Genomic DNA, 20,323 nt, shown 5'->3' with positions numbered 1-20,323 from the left:
GGACTCTCCTCCTGTATTGTGATAAGTGCACAAACCAAACACAAGGAGAAAAGAGAGGTGGGCAAACATTAAAAGAGATCGAAATGGAATTATTTTCGATGATTCAAGAAACCTTCGGGGAACTGCTTCAACAGGTGTTGGAGTACATCGATCATGAGTGCCCTTGGTAAACAAACGTCACTATGTGCATCAGACGAAATGAGCCGGTGTAGGAAGGGCTTGAAGGGTTTATGATGGAAGAATACAGCTATGACCCGATGATGGACTGGTTTTCTCAATGGAGATAGAACCGCGTGGATCACCGCTTGCCGGGAGTATTTCGGAAAACGGCAGGAACACCGATTTACAAGCATTAAAAGTGTTGAAAGGATTTAAAAAAACAAAAGAGGCACATACAAACAGGATGAGATGGTTGGCGAACGCTTACAAAACAGATCGTAAAAACGAAATATACCCAAAAAATCAAAACAGCAAAAAAATCCCCATCAAAATCTTGTCTCAATCTCTCTGCAAATCTATTACAATAGAAATAAAAACATAATTTATAAGGTGATGCATAATGGATTCTTCATGGCTGAAGCCGATTTCTGAGGCAAAGTATTTGGCAACGGACAATGCTTATCGCTATCGGGCGATTTTACGATATTTTTATATGCAGCATGAACGAATGCGGCAATATTTGTTTCCTGAAGAAGTATTTGCATTTTTAAAAGAACATAAGGAGTTTCAGAACTATACTGAAGACGATCTCCAGCAGGATTTAGATCAGCTTGTCAAATGGAAAAACTTAATTGCTCGGCAAGAGACGGTGAATATTCGCACAATCGAAGAATTTAAAAAGAAACGGTTTCGTTATCAATGCAGTCCTTACACGGTTGAAATTGAGAGGATGATCCGCACGTTAGAGAAGCTAGGGGATTCATTCGGAGGATCTTTAGAAAAAACGCGTTTTGACCGTTTATACTCTTCACTCGTTCGAATAGAAAATATTATACAAAACGATTTTCAAGAAAAACGAGAAGAGATTAATCAAATTTGGGAAGAAACATTCGATTATTTCAAAAAAATCATTCAAAATTCTGCGGATTACATCGCTTACCTTAACAGTGAGAACACGGAAGAACGAATGATGTCGGAAGCCTTTCTTGTATATAAAGAAAAATTTACGACATATTTACGCGATTTCATCGTTGCCTTACAGAAAACATCGTTAAAAATTGAAAAGTTGTTGGAAGATATCAGAGAAGATGATGTTCACAAACTAGTCGCAATTGTTGCTGATTATCAAATGACGATTCCTCGATTAGAAGAAATGGAAGTGACGAAAGAACAACTTGAAGAAGATTTATTCGAAAAGTGGAGAGGTCTAAAAGAATGGTTTTTAGGCAGAGAAGGACGTGAAAGTGAATTGTATTTTCTTCAGCACCAAACGAATGAAGCCATTCGCCGTATGACTCGGGTCGTGCAAAGGCTGGGGGAACGTCATCACAATTTCCGCAGCCGCAAGAAAGATTTTCTCCATTTAGCAAAGTGGTTTTCCGAGCTTCCGAGTTTAGTAGATGCCCACCGACTATCCTCTGTTGTTTTCGGCTGTTTCCATACAAAGCATCTCATAACAGAGAACGATGCAACAGAAAACTTTTATCGCGATATTTGGGAAGAAGAGCCGACAGAATGGACGGTAAAGCCTCGCGTTCGCCATTACCGTGAAAAGAAAAAGCCGGAAGCGATCGAAACACATGAAAAAGAGAAACAGGAGATGAAGGAGAAATTTTTGCTGGAGAAAAAACGTGAGAAAGAAGAGTTAGAGAACCTCATTCAAGACAATAAAATCGTATTACGAGAGTTGCCGGTGATCGAACCGCACATTCGAAAAACATTGTTAAGCTGGATAGCAAAATCAATGACAAAACAAGACGGAGTCGTAAAAACGGAAAACGGGTGGAAAGTGAAAATCTTGCAAAAGGATTCTTCCTCGATTCAATTGAAAGCCTCTGACGGTACACTTACGATGCCGAATTATGAACTTTATGTCCTCGAAAAGGGAGAGATGTAACATTGGAAAAGACGGAGCAAGGGTTTGATGAAAAAGCGAAAGAAGCCATGACAGCCCTGTTTGAAAACTTCTGGATTGTCCGGGAAGAGGAACCAGAGCTTTATCAAAAGATTAGAGAACGTGAAAAAGTATTGAAACGTTACTTGCAAGAAAAGTTTGGATATCGGCTAATCATTCACCGTTATTTTGCAAAGCTCGAGAAAATCCCGGCTGAGCCAGAATCGTGGATGGGTATTCAAGATTTTCAAGATATATTAGATTATGCCCTGTTTTGCTGCTTATTAGCATATTTAGAGAGCAAAGCCGTCGATGAGAAATTTCTTCTGTCCGATTTATGTGAAGAGATTCAAGCGATGTATCCCGGGGAACTGCCAATCGATTGGACGAATTATCAACATCGGAAGTCGCTCATTCGCGTGCTGAGGACGTCGGAGCAAATTGGTATCGTAAAACGCGTCGATGGGGATCTTGAAGGGTTTGCAAATAAAGAAGACCATGAAGCACTCTATGAAGTCCCCGTTGTATCCCGCTATTTTATGAGATCATATCCGAAAGACTTGTTTCAATATGAAACGATAGAGGAGATTTTAGAAGAAGAATGGAAAGCGTCCCCGCAAGACTATCGCCGCCATCGGATATATCGGCAACTATTTTTATCGCCAGCCATTTATCGAAGACAAAAAGACGATCCTGACTTTTATTATTTAAGAAACTTTCGCCATCGCTTGCGGGAAGATATTGAAAAACATACTGATTATCGCTATGAACTTTTTAAAAATGCGGCACTTTTAACTTTACCGGAACGTCAAAGCCGCTATACGCTGTTTCCAGATCAAAAAGGTACTTCGGAGATTATTCTTCATTTTTCCAAAATTATTCGCCAGCATCTTGATGTTCACATACCTGATGAATATGGACAAATCCGCTTAACACCAAATGATTTTTTAGGTCTGTTAAAAAAATGCCGTGACGAATTTTCCGAAGGATGGAGTAAAACATACCGCGACATGACAATCTCTCAGCTTTCTGATGAAGTATTGAGTGCATTAAAGGAGTGGAAAATGGCAGAACGTGAAGCGGAGACTGGGATGATTATTCTCTACCCTCTTTTAGGTCGATTAGTCGGAACATATCCTGATGATTTTCTAATGAAAGGAACGAATGAAGATGACGAGTAAATGGGAGTTATATCGAGCGGGAGTGTTAAATTTTTGGTATTATGATGAAGAATTTTTTCATTTCGCAGACGGAAAACTTCTATTGCGTGGAAGCAACGGCTCCGGCAAATCGGTGACGATGCAAAGTTTTCTTCCGGTTCTGCTTGATGGAAAAAAGAGTCCTGACCGCCTCGATCCGTTCGGTTCCCGAGCTAGAAGAATGGAAGATTACTTGCTTGGGGAAAAAGAACTCGTCGACAGGGACGAACGAACAGGCTATTTATTTTTAGAATATAAGCGGAAAAACTCTGAACAATATATCACAACGGGTATCGGCTTACGGGCAAAACGGCAGAAAAATATGGATTTTTGGGGATTTGTCGTTTTTGACAATCGGCGCATCGGCAAAGACTTGCGTTTATATAAAGAAGAAAAGACAGACGGGAAGACGCAAAAAATTCCTTTAACGAAACGGGAGTTGATCACTGTTATTGGTGAAGGCGGTACGGTTGTTGATTCGCAACGTGAATATATGGAGTTAGTGAATAAACATATTTTTCGATTTGAGTCGCTTGATGCGTTCCACGAATTGATTGAATTACTCATTCAATTACGCAGTCCGAAGCTTTCAAAAGATTTTAAGCCAACTGTGATCTACGAAATATTAGAAAGCTCGCTGCCAGCACTTACAGATGAAGAGCTGCGACACTTGTCAGAAACGATAGAAAATATGGATCAAGCAAAACAACAATTAGAACAGCTTGAAAAAGACGAGAAGGCTCTAAAGCATCTTTGCCAGCATTATTCGACTTACAATGAGTATATGTTGGCTGAGAAAGCGAATGAATATTTAAAATCGGAAAAAAGCTTTAAAAAGTTAGCTGAAGAAAAGAAACAGTTTGTCGCACAACATCGTGAATATGAGGAAACACTTGCGACATTGAAAGAAGAGACTCAACAATTATCGATTGAACAAGAAGTGCTGCGTAAACGGGAACTTGATTTATCCAATCATGAAGTGTTTCAGGCAGAAGAAAAGCGTAATGAAACAGCGGAAAAACTGCAGAATGTAAACAAAGAGCTCAAAAAGAAAGAAAGATTTATAGATGAAAAACGAGAGCAAGAACGGAAAATTGAACAAAACTTAAACATGTATGAAGAACGTTTCGAACAGTTATTGAAAAAGCTAACAGAACAGTTAGAAATGATGCGGAACGATGCGTTAGAAAGCTCTTTTTCCGAGCATACAATCAACGAAGAAGATTTTCAGCGGAACCGAGAATATGAATTTGATTTTACCGTATGGAAGCGGGAAGCTAATGCACATTTTGATCGACTGGAGCAAATTAACGGACTTTGGAAAGAACATGATGAAATTCAATTACGTTATGAAGAAACGTATAAAGAGCTCGGCGAATTAAATAGGGAATTAGACCAACTAAAAAATGAAGAGAAAAAATGGTATGAACTGGTTGAAGACGAAAAATCCCGTTTGCAGGAAAGCGTGTTTGAATGGAGCAAAATGTATCCGGATATAAAGGTGGATGACGAAGCATTTCAAGTATTTTTACAAAGATTGAATGAGCTTTATGAGCGCTATCATTTCGAAGAGGTGAAACAACCGTTTACGAATCAATATTATCAATCTTTAGAATCGTGGAAAGCGGAAAAAATTAAAAAACAGCATGAAATGAAATTGATAGAAAATGAATTTCGTGAAACGGAAGAAAAATTGCGCTATTGGAAGGAACAAAAAGATCCAGAACCAGAACGAGACATGCAAACGGTGCAAACAAGGGCGTCGCTAAAAGAAAAAGGAATACCTTTTGTTCCGTTATATGCGGCGGTGGAGTTTCAAGAGCACGTGTCCGAAGAGTTGCGGGAACGGATCGAATCTACATTAAATCATGCTGGATTGCTCGACGCTTTAATTGTGGAAGCGGATTTAGATATCCAATATGATCGAGTAATCATGCCAAACCCGGCAATGATGGCACACACGCTAGAGGATTATTTAAAACCTGATGTAGAGAATGACTCAGGTGTTACTAAGGAACGAATCGAAGCGGTATTGCGCAGTATAATCGTATCGGACGAACAGCAAGGTAACGAATATTTTGTCATTAACGAAGCCGGACAATATTCACTAGGACTTTTAAAAGGACATGCCCCTGAAAGGGAAAAGGCAAAGTATATTGGAAGAGCCGCACGGAAACGGCTGCGTCTTGAGAAAATTCAGCAATTTGAGGAAGAATTACAGCTTTTAAACACTCAACTAAGAGAAAAACGAGAGCAGCTCGCGGCAGTGGATGAACGAATTCGCCATATTACGGAAGGGTTTCAATCGTTTCCAACTGACCAAAATGTCAAATATGCCTATGACCAGTGGAAGGAAACGAAACTCAAAGTAGAGAGCAAAGAAAAAGAAACAGAAAAGAAAAATGAAAAATTAGGTCAAATTGCTCGAAAATGGCAGCAAGTGAAAAATACTTTGCGCAACAAGACAGAAGGACTGGACCTTAAGTTTTCGAAAAAAGGGTACGAAGATGCTTTGTCTTATATGAAATCATATTTAAAAGAGTTAAATGATGTACAAATTACGCATGGAAACATCGTGCATACCGATGAAATGATCAAAAACCTAAATGATCAGCTTGAAGCATTACAAAACGAAATAGACGAAGCGAAAGGCGAAATCAATGTTCTTCTCGATCAACAACAGCGAGTATCACTTGAACTTGAGCATATCGAATTGATGTTAACGAAAATGGGAGCGGAACATATTCGTCAAGAGATTCAACAGATTCGAGAACGACTAACGTTTTTAAAAACGGAAATTCCTGAGAAAATTAAGAAACAAGCAGACATCGGGAATCAACTTTCAAACATGAAAAGCAAAATAAACGGTTTAGAGAGAAAACTGGAATTTGCAAAGGTTCTTGTCCAAGCATGGGAAGAGCTATTTGCCAAAGAATTGGAACGAGGGCTAGTGTTTGTTGACGAAAATGAAACAGGCTCGCTTTTGGACAAAGCAATAGACATTTCCAAGAAATATGGTTCTGTATTAAAAGAGAATACACGACTTTCTGTCACCGAACGATTAAACCGAATATTTTTCCAAGAACAACCGAATTTAATCGAATATCGTCCGGCACAGGAACCTGCCGATTGGAACAAACAAAATCCGTTCGTCGAGCTTTCATTAGATGAGGAATCGGAGCTAAAAGCGAACGATTTGAAGGAAAAAGCAGGACGTATCATCATTTTACTAGACTACAAAGGACAACGCGTTACACCATATTATGTATTAAAAGAGATTGAAAAAGATATATTGCTGCAAAAAGAATATATTAACGAACAGGACCGCGAATTGTATGAAGATATTATTTTGAAAACGATCGGGCGAATATTGCGAAGCCGCATACAGCGTGCCGAACGCTGGGTTAAAGATATGAACGCATTAATGGAAAAACGTGATACTTCTTCAGGTCTGACGTTTTCAATTCAATGGAAGCCGAAGACCGCGGAAACCGAAGAAGAAATGGACACGAAAGATTTAGTCGAATTGTTGCGAATGAATTCGCGGCTGCTAAAGGAAGAAGATTTGCAGCGGGTTACGATGCATTTCCGCTCAAAAATCAACCGAGCGAGAGAAATGCTTGAAGAAAGTGGGCAGGGCAATACGCTTCACCAAGTCATTAAAGAAGTGCTCGATTACCGAAAGTGGTTCTCGTTTACGCTTTATTACCAAAAAACAAATGAACCAAAGCGGGAATTAACGAACCAAAAGTTTTATAAATTTAGCGGCGGAGAAAAGGCGATGGCGATGTATATTCCTCTTTTTGCCGCGGCATATTCACGATATCAAGAGGCTGCAGAGGATGCTCCATATATTATTTCGTTAGATGAAGCGTTTGCCGGCGTTGATGAAAATAACATTCGTGATATGTTTGCTTTAGTCGAAGAGCTTGGTTTCAATTATATCATGAACTCTCAGGCACTTTGGGGAGACTACGACACGGTACCATCGCTTTCTATTTGCGAGCTAGTTCGCCCGAAAAATGCACCGTACGTTACGGTTATTCGTTATCATTGGGATGGAAAAGTGAAACGACTTGCGTCAAATCCGGACGAAGAATTTACTTTTACATCATCCATATAGGAAGGATGGTTCATGTTGGAACAAAAAGTAGCGGATGCTGTTGAGTTTTTTCGCGGTGAACCTGGCTTTCACCGCCTTTTTTTGCTGATGAAAAAGAAATATCAATCACTCGGGAGAATCGGCGGAACGGTCAAATTAGACGGTTTTTCCTTTGAAGAAAAAGAAGCGCTCGGGGCGTTTTTTGGGAAGGATTTTCATCAAGAATCTACTCCTTCGGTTTCATTAAAAATGTTTGCCGAACAATTAGAGAAAACGCGCTTTGCCGGTATACCGCTCGTTACGTTACTTGAGAATTATTTTGGTGAAGACATTACAACCAATCAAGAGAAGAGGGAAACAGATCGGAAGAAAAAAGAAGAATTTTTTCAAAACCTTATTCATCAATATCCCGAACAAGCAAGGCTTCTGTCTTTTATAGCTGAATCAGCTCCCCAAAACCGCTTTATTCATATCGCCTATTCGCAAGATAGGGAACATTTGGAGACTGTTTTAAAGAATGTGTGCACTGCGCTTCATCATTTGCCGAAAAAAGGTGATTATGAACGTCTTTCAATTTTTTCACAAAAAGTGCTAAAAGATCCGCACGCATTTGACTTACATACGTTTCAAGGAAAAGTATTTCTTCATGCACTTCAATTTTACTCTGATCAAGACTATGACTTATCCTCAGTCGAGGAAGTCAATGAGCTCCTGCAATCATTTGGCATTTTACGGGAAGATATTTTAAACTTTGTGACATGTGCGGGAATTTTGACAGAAACGGAACAGGGAATTCATTCTGTGTTTGCTTCTGCTGTAAAAACGAATACAGTACTCAATGTGCCATTGCGGGAAATATTGAAGTTAAAGCGTGCATATCCTGCTAAGGGGCAAACCGTATTTGTCGTTGAGAACTCAGGCGTATTTTCCGCTTTGTTGGATTTATTTCCTGACGCTTTTCCGCCGCTGATTTGCACAAATGGGCAATTTAAACTAGCGTCACTGATGTTAATAGACTTAATCATCCAAGAAGGTTGTCAAATATATTATTCTGGAGATTTTGATCCTGAAGGACTAAAAATGGCGCAGCGATTAAAGGAGCGGAATCAGGAGCATATTCATTTATGGCATTTCCAATTAGAAGATTACTTAGCGTCATCTCCAGAGGTTTTGCTGTCGGATGACCGAGTAGCGAAACTAGAAACTGTTACGATCGAAGAATTGCAACCGATCAAAGAGAAAATGCGGAAAATAAAAAAAGCTGGCTATCAAGAAGAAATCCTGAAGAAGCTTTATGAAGGTATTTGTCGCCACATGTGGGATTAGGCTGGAAACATGATTTGCGAGTCTGTTCCCATTCGATTTGCTAACAATGTGCGAATGGGGACAGGTGGTTACATAGTAAAGAAAATACACGTTTTGGATAGACGTGCTTACTTTTCGAGTTTATATTAACATATTTCATTATTTGAGGTTTTAAGCTTTTTGTTGGTTTTAAATTAACTCGAATGTCTATTTCTTTTTCTATATGATGAGCTTGCTCATTTTGGTGCAAGTGGTCAATAATTCCTATGTTGAAATGGAAAGACAAGCGAATTATTTTGCAGCTGCTCTAATATTGCCGTGGAAGCTCTTCCTATACTCATATAAAGCTAGAGGGGTTTATTAATTGAAAGAAATTTTGGATGGTTTCTATAAATGCGATGATTGTAAGAAGTTATCATATATGTTTAATAAGTTACAATTCAATACCAATGCCAGCAAAAGCAAATGTACCAAAGGAAATAAAAACACTCAGTTGCCATTAAGTTGGATCGCCAAACTCTAATGGAGAAAAGATTTGAATGTATCAAAGCAAGATTAACCTAGATTTAGAAATTTTGCATCAACTCCTTCAAGGAAATTCAAAAAATTTACGGTTAAAATAAACCAGATTTTACAAGCTCAAGCATCTGAAAGGATCGGATTTGAAATTGGCTAGTATTTTTAGACCCATTCATTTTTACACAATTATACGGACTCAACTCTATTAAATAGATGTATGACTGGAAATGATATATATTGTAAAATTTATGATAAAATAGCACTATATACATGTTCTTATGGTGAGGTGTGTATATGTCACAAAATTTTCGCTTTTTAGAAGAAAAATGGGAAGTTCTCGCCCGTGTTGGGGAAACGGCAGAACGAAATGTCTATCAAAATCCAAATGTGGCGATAAGTGAGCTTAGAAAATTTGCTGAAACTATAACAAAATATATTTTAGCGTTAGAAGAAATAAAGGAAGAACGCAGAACTGATCAACAGGAGCGTCTGAGAATTCTTTTTTATGAGCAAATTCTGCCGAAGGAAATATATGACTTATTTACGGTCATTCGTTTGAAAGGGAATCAAGCGGTACATAATCCGAGCTATGGTGAAGTAAATGAAGCAAAAGCTTTATTGCATATGGCGTTTCGAATTGCGGTTTGGTTTATGGAAGTGTATGGCGATTGGTCATTTCAAGCTCCAGAATATATCGAACCGACACCGCAAACATCTATATCAGAAGATGAATTGAACCATGTAGTTAAGTCATACGAAGAAAAGCTTGCTCATTTGGAAACAGAGCTTGAGAAGATCCGAAAGGAACAGCTATATATTAGCAATGAAGAGAAACAAAAACGACGTGAGTACTCACAACGGGCAGTCGCCAACTTTGAATTGACGGAAGCAGAAACCCGTATTCTTATTGATCAGCAATTACGTGATGCTGGCTGGGAGGCTGATTCAGAAAAGCTGCGTTTCTCAAAAGGAGTTCGTCCGGAAAAAGGAAAAAACATGGCGATTGCGGAGTGGCCTTTAAAACATGGTTACGCTGATTATGCTTTATTTATTGGCCCCGAGCTAGTAGGGATCATTGAAGCGAAACGTGCTAGTAAAGATATCCCATCTGACATTGAGCAAGCAAAAGAATATGCAAAACTTATTGTTCGGCATGGTCATGAAGTGATCCATGAACCATGGGGAGATCACTATGTTCCATTTTTGTTCGCAACCAATGGCCGCCCCTTTTTAAAACAGCTAGAACAAAAGTCAGGCATTTGGTTTTTAGATGCGCGGAAATCAACGAATCACCCGCGCCCACTTCAAGGATGGTACACTCCTCAAGGACTGAAAAATCTATTAGAAAAAGATACGGAACGTTCGGAGCAATTTTTGCGTGATGAAAAATTTGATTATCTTAAATTACGAGACTATCAAGTCAAAGCTATTCAAGCGGTCGAAAAAGCATTGGAAGAGAAAAAACGCAGCATTTTAATCGCCATGGCAACCGGAACAGGGAAAACAAGAATGGCGATTGGTCTCATTTATCGATTGATCAAAGCAAAGCGTTTTAATCGTATATTATTCCTTGTCGACCGAAAAGCTCTTGGAGAACAAGCGGAAAGCGCTTTTAAAGAAAGTAAGCTGGAAAATTTCCATACGTTCACTGAAATTTATAGCTTACAATCGTTATACGATCAAAAACCAGATGATGAAACAAAAGTACATATCGCTACCGTACAAGGAATGTTAAAACGCATTTTCTACAACGAGAAAACAGAAGACATTCCATCGATTGATCAATATGATTGCATTATTGTCGATGAAGCCCATCGAGGCTATACACTAGATAAAGAGATGAATGACATAGAAATTGAAATAAGAGATCACAATGATTATGTAAGCAAATATCGAAAAGTACTTGATTACTTTGATGCCGTTCGCATCGGTTTAACAGCAACTCCTGCGCTGCATACTACAGAAATTTTTGGACCGCCGGTTTTCACTTATTCTTATCGAGAAGCAGTCGTCGATGGATATTTAGTCGACCATGAACCACCGTATCAATTTGAAACGGTATTAAAAAAGGAAGGAATCACTTGGGCCAAAGGTGAAAAGGTCGACGTATATGATACGGTTTCCGGCACAATTTCACAAGAATACCTTGAAGATGAAGTGAATATTGAGGTTGCACATTTTAATACAAAAGTTATCACAGAAAGCTTTAATCGTGTTATTATACGAGAGTTGGCGAATTATATTTCTCCTGACGATGAAGGCAAAACATTGATATTTGCAGCGACAGATGATCACGCAGACTTAGTCGTACGTCTTTTAAAAGAAGAATTTGAAAAAGTATACGGTGAAGTCGAAGACAATGCGATTATGAAAATTACAGGCTCCATTAAAGATCCATCAGGTGCGATTCGACGCTTTAAAAATGAAAAATATCCAACTATTGTTGTGACGGTGGATTTGCTAACGACAGGTGTCGATGTTCCAGCAATTACAAATCTCGTCTTCTTGCGCCGCGTTCGCTCTCGGATTCTTTATGAGCAAATGCTAGGCCGAGCAACGAGAAGATGTGAAGAAATCCGAAAAGACCACTTTAATATTTTCGATGCGGTTGGAATCTATGAGTCTTTAAAACCATATACAAGCATGAAGCCTGTTGTCACTCGACCAAATATTTCACTGACTCAATTAGTAGAAGAATTAGAAGGTTTAGAAAAAGAAGAACACCTTCAACATCAACAAGAACAAATTATTGCCAAAATCCAACGAAAAAAACGCCAATGGTCAGATAAGCAGCACCAAGACTTTAAAGTATTATCTGGTGGAAAAACAGTTGATGAATTTATAGATTGGGTAAAAAACTTGAATCCTGCTGAATTAACTGGACAATTAAAAGAGTATAAATCGATGTTCCGTTATATGGATGAAAATCGCTATCGGGAAAATAAACAATATATTTCCACGCATGAAGATGAACTTATTGGAGTTAAACGCGGATATGGAAATGCGGAAAAACCGGATGATTATTTACAATCATTTGGAGAGTTTATCCGAAACAATATGAACAAAATCCCTGCGCTAATGATTGTATGTCAACGTCCAACTGAATTAACGAGAGAAGAGTTAAAAAAATTGTTGCTTGAATTGGACCAGAAAGGTTTTTCCGAGAAAAAATTACAAGCAGCTTGGCGCGAGGCGAAAAATGAAGACATCGCAGCGGACATCATCGCCTTCATCCGCCAGCAGGCTTTAGGCGATCCGCTTATTAGTCATGAAGAACGAATTAAACACGCCATGAAGAAAATTTACCAAATGAAAGCGTGGCCGCCTGTTCAAAAGAAATGGCTGGAACGTATTGAAAAGCAATTACTGCAAGAATCTGTTCTTCATCCGGACCCTGAAAAGGCTTTTGAATATGAACCTTTTAAGAGCCGTGGAGGCTTTAAACAATTAAATCAAATTTTCGATGGACAATTAGCACAAATTGTTCGCGAAATTAATTATAATTTGTATAACTATCACCAAAAGAAGGAGCAAGCGTAGATGAACAACAGAGAAATCGTCCAAAAACTATGGAATTTATGTAACGTTCTTCGTGATGACGGCATTACGTATCACCAATACGTCACAGAGCTAACGTATTTGCTGTTCTTAAAAATGATGAAAGAAACCGGTCAAGAATATATGATTCCTGAAAAATATCGTTGGGATTCGTTAGTAGAAAAAGACGGGATCGAACTTAAAGAGCATTATCAACAGCTGTTGCTTGATTTAGGAAAAGAGGAAAATGAATTATTAAAACAAATTTATACAGATGCGACATCTAATATTAGAGAACCAAAGAACCTGGAAAAAATTATTCAATCGACCAATAACTTAGATTGGTACAATGCGAAGCAAGAAGGATTAGGGGATTTATACGAAGGGCTGTTAGAAAAAAACGCGAGTGAAGTGAAATCGGGAGCGGGGCAATATTTTACGCCTCGCGTCCTTATTGATGTTATTGTCGAACTTGTCAATCCTCAGCCGGGCGAACGCTGCCATGACCCTGCTGCGGGAACATTCGGCTTTATGATCGCGGCAGATCGTCATGTTCGTAAACAAACCGATGATTATTTTGACTTATCTCAAGAAGAAATCGAATTTCAAAAATACAAGGCATTCTCAGGAGTAGAGCTTGTCAGAGACACGCATCGTCTAGCGGTCATGAATGCGTTGCTTCATGATATTCATGGGGAAATCTTGTTAGGCGATACCCTCTCTTCACTAGGTGAAAGTTTGAAAAATTTTGATGTGATTTTAACGAATCCGCCTTTTGGAACAAAAAAAGGAGGCGAGCGGGCAACACGAACTGACTTCACCTTTACAACATCGAACAAACAGTTGAATTTCTTGCAGCATATTTACCGCGCTCTCAAGGCAAACGGCAAAGCTCGTGCCGCGGTTGTCCTTCCAGATAACGTCTTGTTTGAAGGCGGGGTAGGAGCCGACATTCGCCGCGACTTAATGGATAAGTGTAATTTACATACAATTTTACGCTTGCCAACTGGCATTTTCTATGCCCAAGGAGTGAAAACGAACGTTTTATTCTTCAACCGCGGGACATCAGATGTCGGCAACACAAAAGAAGTATGGGTGTACGATTTACGCACGAATATGCCTTCCTTCGGCAAACGGAATCCGCTAACGAAAGAACATTTTGAAGGATTTATCAAGGCTTATACGGCAGAAGATCGCAGCCAAGTCAAAGACGAGCGCTGGAATGTGTTCACACGTGAAGAAATTGCGAAAAAAGGCGACAGCTTGGATATTGGTTTAATTGCTGATGAATCCTTGTCCGTCTACGAAAACCTGCCAGACCCAATCGAATCTGCAGAAGAAGCGGTGGAAAAATTAGAACTAGCGATTTCGTTACTAAACGAAGTCATTGCCGAGTTAAAAGCTGTCGAACAACCTAACACCTACCAAACAGATTCTAAAGAAATGCTAAAAGTCGCAGAAACATCTGAGGTGCTTGAAAAATGAGTAAAAAGAAACAAAAGTCTATCGAAGAACTACTGGAAGAAGCGTTAGTGCCGGAAGAAGAACAGCCTTATAAAGTGCCGGAGAATTGGGTGTGGACAAGATTAGGTAAATTAATTGAATTAGTTTATGGAAAATCACTTCCAGAGAAAAAAAGAAGTGGAAATGGTTTTCCTGTTTATGGTTCTAACGGAGTGGTTGGTTATCATTCTGAGTTTCTCATAGAAGGACCTGTAATTATTGTTGGTCGAAAAGGCTCATATGGTGAAGTAAATTGGTATAATGAATCAGGATGGGCTATTGACACTACTTATTATGTACTTGCAAAACAAAAAATAAATTATAAATATGTGTATTATTTACTTAAAACTTTAAACCTAAAAAAACTTAATAGATCCACGGCAATTCCCGGATTAAACCGAGAAGATGCATATACTCAAAAAGTAGTGCTCCCACCTTTCAAAGAACAAAAACGCATTGTTGAGAAGATTGAACAGCTTTTTGCTAAAATTGATGAAGCGAAGCGGTTGATTGAGGAAGTGAAAGGGTCGTTTGAACCTCGCCGTGCAGCAATTTTGGATAGGGCGTTTGGAGGACGATTAGGTACAAATGATCCTAAAGAGAAGAGTATGTTCGAAACTTTTAATGAGTTGACAGAAAAGGATCTTATTCCAAAAGAAGAGCAACCGTATGAGGTGCCTAAGAATTGGGTGTGGATTAGGTTAGGTAGTTTTTTACCACCAATGGAAACCAGAGACCTTGCTAGATTAGAAAGTGAAAATTTTCTGTATGTTGATATTGATTCAATAGACAATAACAAATTTGAAATCAGGGAGCCAAAAATTATAGAAATAAAAAATGCACCAAGTAGAGCTAACGAAGAATAGATAAAGGGGATGTAATCATTTCTTTAGTTAGACCATATCTAAGAAATGTTGCTAGGGTATTGTTTGATGATCCACGCTTAGTTGCATCGACGGCATTTTATGTATGTAAAAGAAATAAAGTTACGGAAACAAACTATCTTTATTACTATTTAATTACATCTTTTGTAACAAATTATTTAAATGTTAGAACAAAAGGACACAACGCTCCATCGGTTAGAAATAGTGACTTCCTAGAACTTCCTATACCAATACCACCAGTAGAAGAACAAAAACGCATTGCTGAGAAGGTAGATATTTTATTAAGTAAATTAGAAACTGAAAAAGAAATGGTTTTAGAAGTTGAACAAAAACTTAATTCATTAAAGCAATCTATCCTTTACAAAGCCTTCCGCGGCGAGCTTGGTACAAACAATCCCACCGATGAGCATGCGATTGAGTTGTTAAAGGAAGTGTTAAAATCTAAATAAATCATTTATGTATGAGCTCATTCAGTGATTATAAAGTAAACTCTTAGAAATTTTCTAGCAATTCCCCCGCTTCCAAAGTCAAAGAAATAAACTTCTTATTTGAATAACAAAATAAGCTGTTAGCTCAAAGATTGTAGGGGGGTAAATAAGGTGTATTTGTGTAATGGATTTGTTTTACAATATTATCCATTATAATAACAATATCATTTGGTCAAGGCATCTCAGAGAGCAGCGAAATCTCGAGATGCCTTTTTGTTTTACAAATTATAATCATGATGATTGAGCGGATAGCTCGGTATTACTTTTGAAAATTAGTAAATTCTTCTGCTTGTATATTGAGAACCTAGGTCAGTATGGAGGATAAGCACTTTTTCCGGAGCTTGAGTGTTATACGCGTTTACTGCAGCTTGAATCACCAGATCCGTTGTCATCGTCTGTGAAAAGGAATAAATAACTTTTTAGAATGTAAATCCAGTACAGAAGCTAAATAACAACAATCTACTTTCACTGTATGGATATAAGTCATATCTGATACCTATTTTTCATTAATGGAATGTGTCGAAACATCATGTTCTAATAGATTTTCCCGTTCTTTCACTTTTTGATTACTTGAATATGGACGGTATTTTTTCGAAATAATAGAACGAATTTCAGCTTTTTTCATCAAACTCTGGATTCTTTTTTAACCTCACCCAATAACCTTTTTTTGAAGAGTGATATGAATTTTGGAGGCACCATAGAGTTGCTAGCTTACTGCATGAATTTCTATGATTTTGTCGGTTAATTCCTTGTTTTCTCGATTACGATTAGACTCAACATGTTGAAGCGATTGATAATGCGTACTTCTAGGTATTTCTGGCACCTAGATCTATACATTATTTAGACAAACCTTGATGTTCTTGAAGATAGATGGATTCATGTTGCGCAAAAAGTAAAACGCATAATTGACGAGGTACCTAATTTGGGGCTGTCTAATAAGTCGATTTTCCGGCTTATAGACGCCCCTTTAATGTTTTAGAAACGTTGATATATCAATGTTTATGATGTTTCGTTTTAATGGATTTTGATTTTCTGGACAGCCCCATTTGCATGAGACCGTATGTTCAAGATAGTTTGAACTATATTCTATGTAATTTTCTAAAGTTTGAAGGACTCATTTTCATTTTTTTAGAAAAAATCCGACTGAAGTAAAAGCCATTACTATAACCACAACGACTCGCAATGTCATCGATTGTATAATCTGTCTCTAATAACAATGTTCTTGCTTTTCTAAGGCGTAATAACGTTAAGTATTCAATAGGCGGTATACCAATGCTTGCTTGGAAACGTCTTGTAAATTGAACAGAGCTTAAACCGAAATTTGCGGCAATGTTTTGTATTGTGATATTTGTAAAAGCTTGTTCATGCATTTGCTGGATTGCTTTCGCTATAACGGGATCTTTAATTTTAGGCTGATTATCAATCGTTAAAAGCTGATTCTCCATATTGTATAGTTGTAGGAGATCATAAATTAAATGTGCTTTCCATCTGTTGCTTAGTTCCGTCTCATTGAATGCCATCGAACGAAGATGTGTATAAGTTGAAGAAAGACGATCGGTATCAAGTATTTTTATTTTTCCAATAGGCAAATGATAATGTTCGATGTTTTTAAAGGAAAAGCGAAGAAAATGAAACTTTAATGGAGTAATTGCTTTTCTTTTTAGTGGAATATTTGGTGGACAAAAAATGATATCCCCGAATTGTGCCTCTCCTTTTTGATCCATCACTTGATATTCAAAAATCCCTTCCTCTATACAAAAGATATTCCAATGCGGATACGTATCCTCCGATAGTTGAAATTGAATAATCGGATTCCAATAAGAGTGTTGATGTATTTTCATTTCTGTGATTGTTGATACGTCAGACATAGGCATCCTCCCGAATTTTGAAAAAAAGTATATATTTTTGATAAATGTGTGCATGTAAAAAAATCTATTCACCTTGTAGTATAAGTATAAAGAATAAAGAGAATTAAATTTACTTTATTATAATCCTACCTGAAAGCGTTTTTAAATATTTTTAGAAAGAATAGGTAAAAAAGTGAATGTTTAATCATGATCCCTGAATTTGAATGAGAATTAAGAAAGGGTTGGATAACGTTGAAAATTACATCTATTGAAATCAAGCAATATTTATTGCCGCTTGATCCGCCATTTAAAGCTGCGTGGGACCCTGAACCGAGAAAAAATTTTGCGACAACGATTGTTTATGTCCATACCGATGAAGGGATTACCGGAATTGGTTCAGGAGATTTGATGATTGGGTTTGAAGGACATGAACATTTGTTTATTGGCCAAGATCCATTTGCGATTGAGCGCCATGCGCAAATTATTGATAATATTGATTTTCACTACGGAAGATGTTGGCCTCTTGACTTAGCGCTTTGGGATTTGATGGGAAAGGCAACCGGACAGCCGGTGTATAAATTACTGGGTGGAAGATCAAATAAATTGCTTGCTTATGCTTCAACTGGAGAAATCGTAAGCCCTGAAGAACGTGCGGAAAGAGCGTTGTGTTTCGTTGAGCAAGGGTTTAGAGCCATGAAGATTCGTTTTCATCACAAAGATGTGCGTGATGACATTAAAGTGGTTGAAACAGTAAGAAAAGCTGTTGGAGATAAGCTTGACATTATGGTTGATGCAAATCAGGGATGGAAAATGCCTTGGGATGTAGAAAGAACGTGGGATTTAAAAATGGCTTATCAAGTTGCTAGAGAACTTGAACAGTTAAATGTTTTTTGGCTGGAAGAACCATTGCCGGCTTATCAGTTTGAATTAATGGCGAAACTGCGAGAAATGGTAGGTATTCGCATTGCAGGCGGGGAAATGAATCGAAGATATCACGACTTTATGGAAATGAATAAATTACATGCTTTAGATGTTTATCAACCTGATGTAGCTCTTGCAGGCGGGATTACACAAGTAAAGAAAATTGCTGATCTTGTTCAAGGGCACGGTGCATGGTTTAGCCCACATACGTGGACAAATGGAATTGGTCTTCTTGCGAATTTACATCTTGCCGCAGCGGTCAGTCATTGTCCGTATCTCGAGTTTCCTTATGATCCGCCTGCATGGACGCTCGAACGGCGTGACTATATCCAAAAAGAAAGACTCATGATTAATGCAGATGGATATTTGGTAGTGCCTGAAAAACCAGGATTGGGGATTGAATTAGATGAAGAGTCTTTAAAACGATATGAAATTCATCATGTGTATGTAGGAGAAAACAAAAAAGTATACATTTAATTTTTGAACCATTTTAAAGATGAGGTGAATGTTCGCTTGAAACAGTATAAAGCATATATCAATGGTCAATTCAGAAATAGCTCCAATCATACATGGATTGACGTTTTTTATCCAGCAACAGGGAAATTGGTTGGTCAAGTGCCTGCTTGTTCAAAAGAAGATACAGAAGAAGCTATCGAGAATGCAAATAAAGCCTACAGACAGTGGAGAACGATTCCTTCTTATCAAAGGGCAGAGTACTTACTGAATTTTCTTACGTTAATGAAAAACGAAGAACATCTTCATGATATTGCACAAGCGATTACGTTAGAAATGGGAAAGCCGTTATCTCAAGCTAAGTCTGAAGTATATTATGCAGCGGAATTAGGAGAGTATCAAACACAGTGGGCACGCAGAATTGAAGGAGAAATTGTTGATAGCGACAATTCAAATGAAAAAATTTTAACATATCGTGAGCCGCTCGGTGTAGTCGTAGCGATTGTGCCATGGAATTTCCCGATTTACGTACTCATTCGTAAAATTGTACCGGCACTGGTATGTGGAAATACAGTCGTAATCAAACCAAGCGTTAAATCTCCTATGTCAGCCTTAGAATTGGCGAAATGTATCGATCAATCTGGATTGCCAAAAGGGGTCATCAATATTGTTACTGGTTTGGATGAAGTCGTTGGAGAAACATTAACTTCTTCGAATCAAATTAACATGGTGACATTTACCGGAAGTACAAAAGTAGGAAAAAGAATTATGGAAAAATGCGCTCGAAATATGGTGAGAGTATCCTTGGAACTCGGGGGAAAAGCTCCTGCTATCGTAATGGAAGATGCCGATCTTGATTTAGCTGTTGAAGCGATCAAAGGTGGAAGGCTTTCGAACTCCGGACAGGTGTGCAATAACACGGAGAGAGTTTATGTACATCACAGCATTAAAGAAGAATTTACGAAGAGGTTGTTAAAAAGATTTCAGGAAGTGAGTATAGGAGACGGTTTAAAAAATCCTGATGTGGAAATGGGCTGCTTAATCAGTCCTCAAGATGTGCAACGAGTTCATTCGATGGTACAAGAAGCCGTGCAGGAAGGAGCAGAAGTTTTATGCGGGGGAGAGCCATTAAAAGAATTAGGAGAAAGTTTTTATCCCCCAACATTATTAGATCACTGTACCCAATCGATGAAAATTGTTCATGAGGAAATTTTTGGACCAGTACTTCCGATTATCACGTTCGACACGCTGGAAGAAGCGATCGAAATGGCGAATGATTCAAAATATGGACTTACATCGAATGTATATACAAACAATTACAAATACGTGATGGAATTGACAACGAAGCTTGAGTGCGGCGAAGTTTACGTAAATCGCCAGCAAGGAGAAGCTTATCAAGGATTTCATGCGGGTTGGAAGCAATCAGGGATTGGCGGAGATGACGGAAAACATGGTTTTGAAGAGTTTATGCAGTTGAAAACAGTGTATTTGAAATATTAAGTTTTCCCGACT

Annotated in this window: 12 protein-coding genes and 3 pseudogenes; 13 read left to right on the top strand and 2 right to left on the bottom strand. The window is 38.2% G+C overall.

Features of this window, described 5'->3' with window-relative positions:
- Nucleotides 1-212: 212 nt before the first annotated feature.
- The 11 genes and pseudogenes from NSQ61_RS20285 to NSQ61_RS09535 all read left to right on the top strand — a co-directional run.
- Nucleotides 213-330, top strand: a pseudogene (locus NSQ61_RS20285) (UPF0236 family transposase-like protein); the annotation flags it as partial.
- Nucleotides 278-541, top strand: coding sequence for a hypothetical protein (locus NSQ61_RS09580; protein WP_063386432.1), 264 nt, complete (start codon nucleotides 278-280; stop codon nucleotides 539-541). The pseudogene NSQ61_RS20285 and the gene NSQ61_RS09580, both read left to right, overlap by 53 nt.
- A gap of 18 nt (nucleotides 542-559) precedes the next feature.
- On the top strand, nucleotides 560-2,056 hold the full coding sequence (locus NSQ61_RS09575; protein WP_340806833.1) for a TIGR02677 family protein: 1,497 nt from the start codon (nucleotides 560-562) through the stop codon (nucleotides 2,054-2,056).
- 47 nt (nucleotides 2,057-2,103) lie between these two features.
- Nucleotides 2,104-3,234, top strand: a complete 1,131-nt coding sequence (locus NSQ61_RS09570) for a TIGR02678 family protein (RefSeq protein WP_339212739.1) — start codon at nucleotides 2,104-2,106, stop codon at nucleotides 3,232-3,234.
- The gene (locus tag NSQ61_RS09565; RefSeq protein ID WP_339212358.1) at nucleotides 3,224-7,375 is read left to right on the top strand and encodes a TIGR02680 family protein; all 4,152 of its coding nucleotides are present in this window, start codon (nucleotides 3,224-3,226) and stop codon (nucleotides 7,373-7,375) included. Before NSQ61_RS09570 ends, NSQ61_RS09565 begins: the two co-directional genes overlap by 11 nt.
- A 12-nt stretch (nucleotides 7,376-7,387) precedes the next feature.
- The gene (locus NSQ61_RS09560; protein ID WP_339212360.1) at nucleotides 7,388-8,680 is read left to right on the top strand and encodes a TIGR02679 family protein; all 1,293 of its coding nucleotides are present in this window, start codon (nucleotides 7,388-7,390) and stop codon (nucleotides 8,678-8,680) included.
- A gap of 202 nt (nucleotides 8,681-8,882) precedes the next feature.
- Entirely contained in the window at nucleotides 8,883-9,023 is a 141-nt protein-coding gene (locus NSQ61_RS09555; protein WP_339229310.1) for an ImmA/IrrE family metallo-endopeptidase, read from the top strand.
- A 449-nt stretch (nucleotides 9,024-9,472) separates the two neighbouring features.
- Nucleotides 9,473-12,718 carry a type I restriction-modification system endonuclease gene (hsdR, locus tag NSQ61_RS09550; RefSeq protein WP_340806831.1) on the top strand — a complete coding sequence of 1,082 codons (3,246 nt, stop codon included), beginning with the start codon at nucleotides 9,473-9,475 and terminating at the stop codon, nucleotides 12,716-12,718.
- Nucleotides 12,719-14,200 (top strand): class I SAM-dependent DNA methyltransferase, encoded by a 1,482-nt coding sequence (locus NSQ61_RS09545; RefSeq protein WP_063386427.1) that lies wholly within the window; start codon nucleotides 12,719-12,721, stop codon nucleotides 14,198-14,200.
- Nucleotides 14,197-14,799 (top strand): annotated as a pseudogene (locus tag NSQ61_RS09540) (restriction endonuclease subunit S); the annotation flags it as partial. The gene NSQ61_RS09545 and the pseudogene NSQ61_RS09540, both read left to right, overlap by 4 nt.
- 281 nt (nucleotides 14,800-15,080) lie before the next feature.
- Nucleotides 15,081-15,551: a restriction endonuclease subunit S gene (locus NSQ61_RS09535; protein ID WP_340808089.1), complete on the top strand. Its 471-nt coding sequence runs from the start codon at nucleotides 15,081-15,083 to the stop codon at nucleotides 15,549-15,551.
- Between the two features lie 323 nt (nucleotides 15,552-15,874).
- Here NSQ61_RS09535 and NSQ61_RS09530 read toward each other — a convergent pair.
- Together NSQ61_RS09530 and NSQ61_RS09525 are read right to left on the bottom strand one after the other, a co-directional pair.
- Nucleotides 15,875-16,404: pseudogene (locus NSQ61_RS09530) on the bottom strand (IS3 family transposase); the annotation flags it as partial.
- A gap of 265 nt (nucleotides 16,405-16,669) precedes the next feature.
- Complete coding sequence (locus NSQ61_RS09525) at nucleotides 16,670-17,458, bottom strand: helix-turn-helix domain-containing protein (RefSeq protein WP_063386425.1); 789 nt, start codon at nucleotides 17,456-17,458, stop codon at nucleotides 16,670-16,672.
- Nucleotides 17,459-17,689: 231 nt separating this feature from the next.
- On the opposite strand from NSQ61_RS09525, the gene NSQ61_RS09520 reads away from it, so the two are divergent.
- Together NSQ61_RS09520 and aldA are read left to right on the top strand one after the other, a co-directional pair.
- A complete protein-coding gene (locus tag NSQ61_RS09520) occupies nucleotides 17,690-18,835 on the top strand; it encodes a mandelate racemase/muconate lactonizing enzyme family protein (RefSeq protein ID WP_063386424.1) in 1,146 nt (381 codons plus the stop codon).
- Nucleotides 18,836-18,871: 36 nt separating this feature from the next.
- Entirely contained in the window at nucleotides 18,872-20,311 is a 1,440-nt protein-coding gene (aldA, locus tag NSQ61_RS09515; protein ID WP_339229301.1) for an aldehyde dehydrogenase, read from the top strand.
- Nucleotides 20,312-20,323: the final 12 nt, after the last annotated feature.

It is taken from the genome of Aeribacillus sp. FSL K6-1121, from assembly GCF_038003725.1.
GTDB classification, from domain to species: Bacteria; Bacillota; Bacilli; order Bacillales; family Aeribacillaceae; genus Aeribacillus; species Aeribacillus composti.
This window is presented reverse-complemented; position numbering and strand designations above follow the sequence as displayed.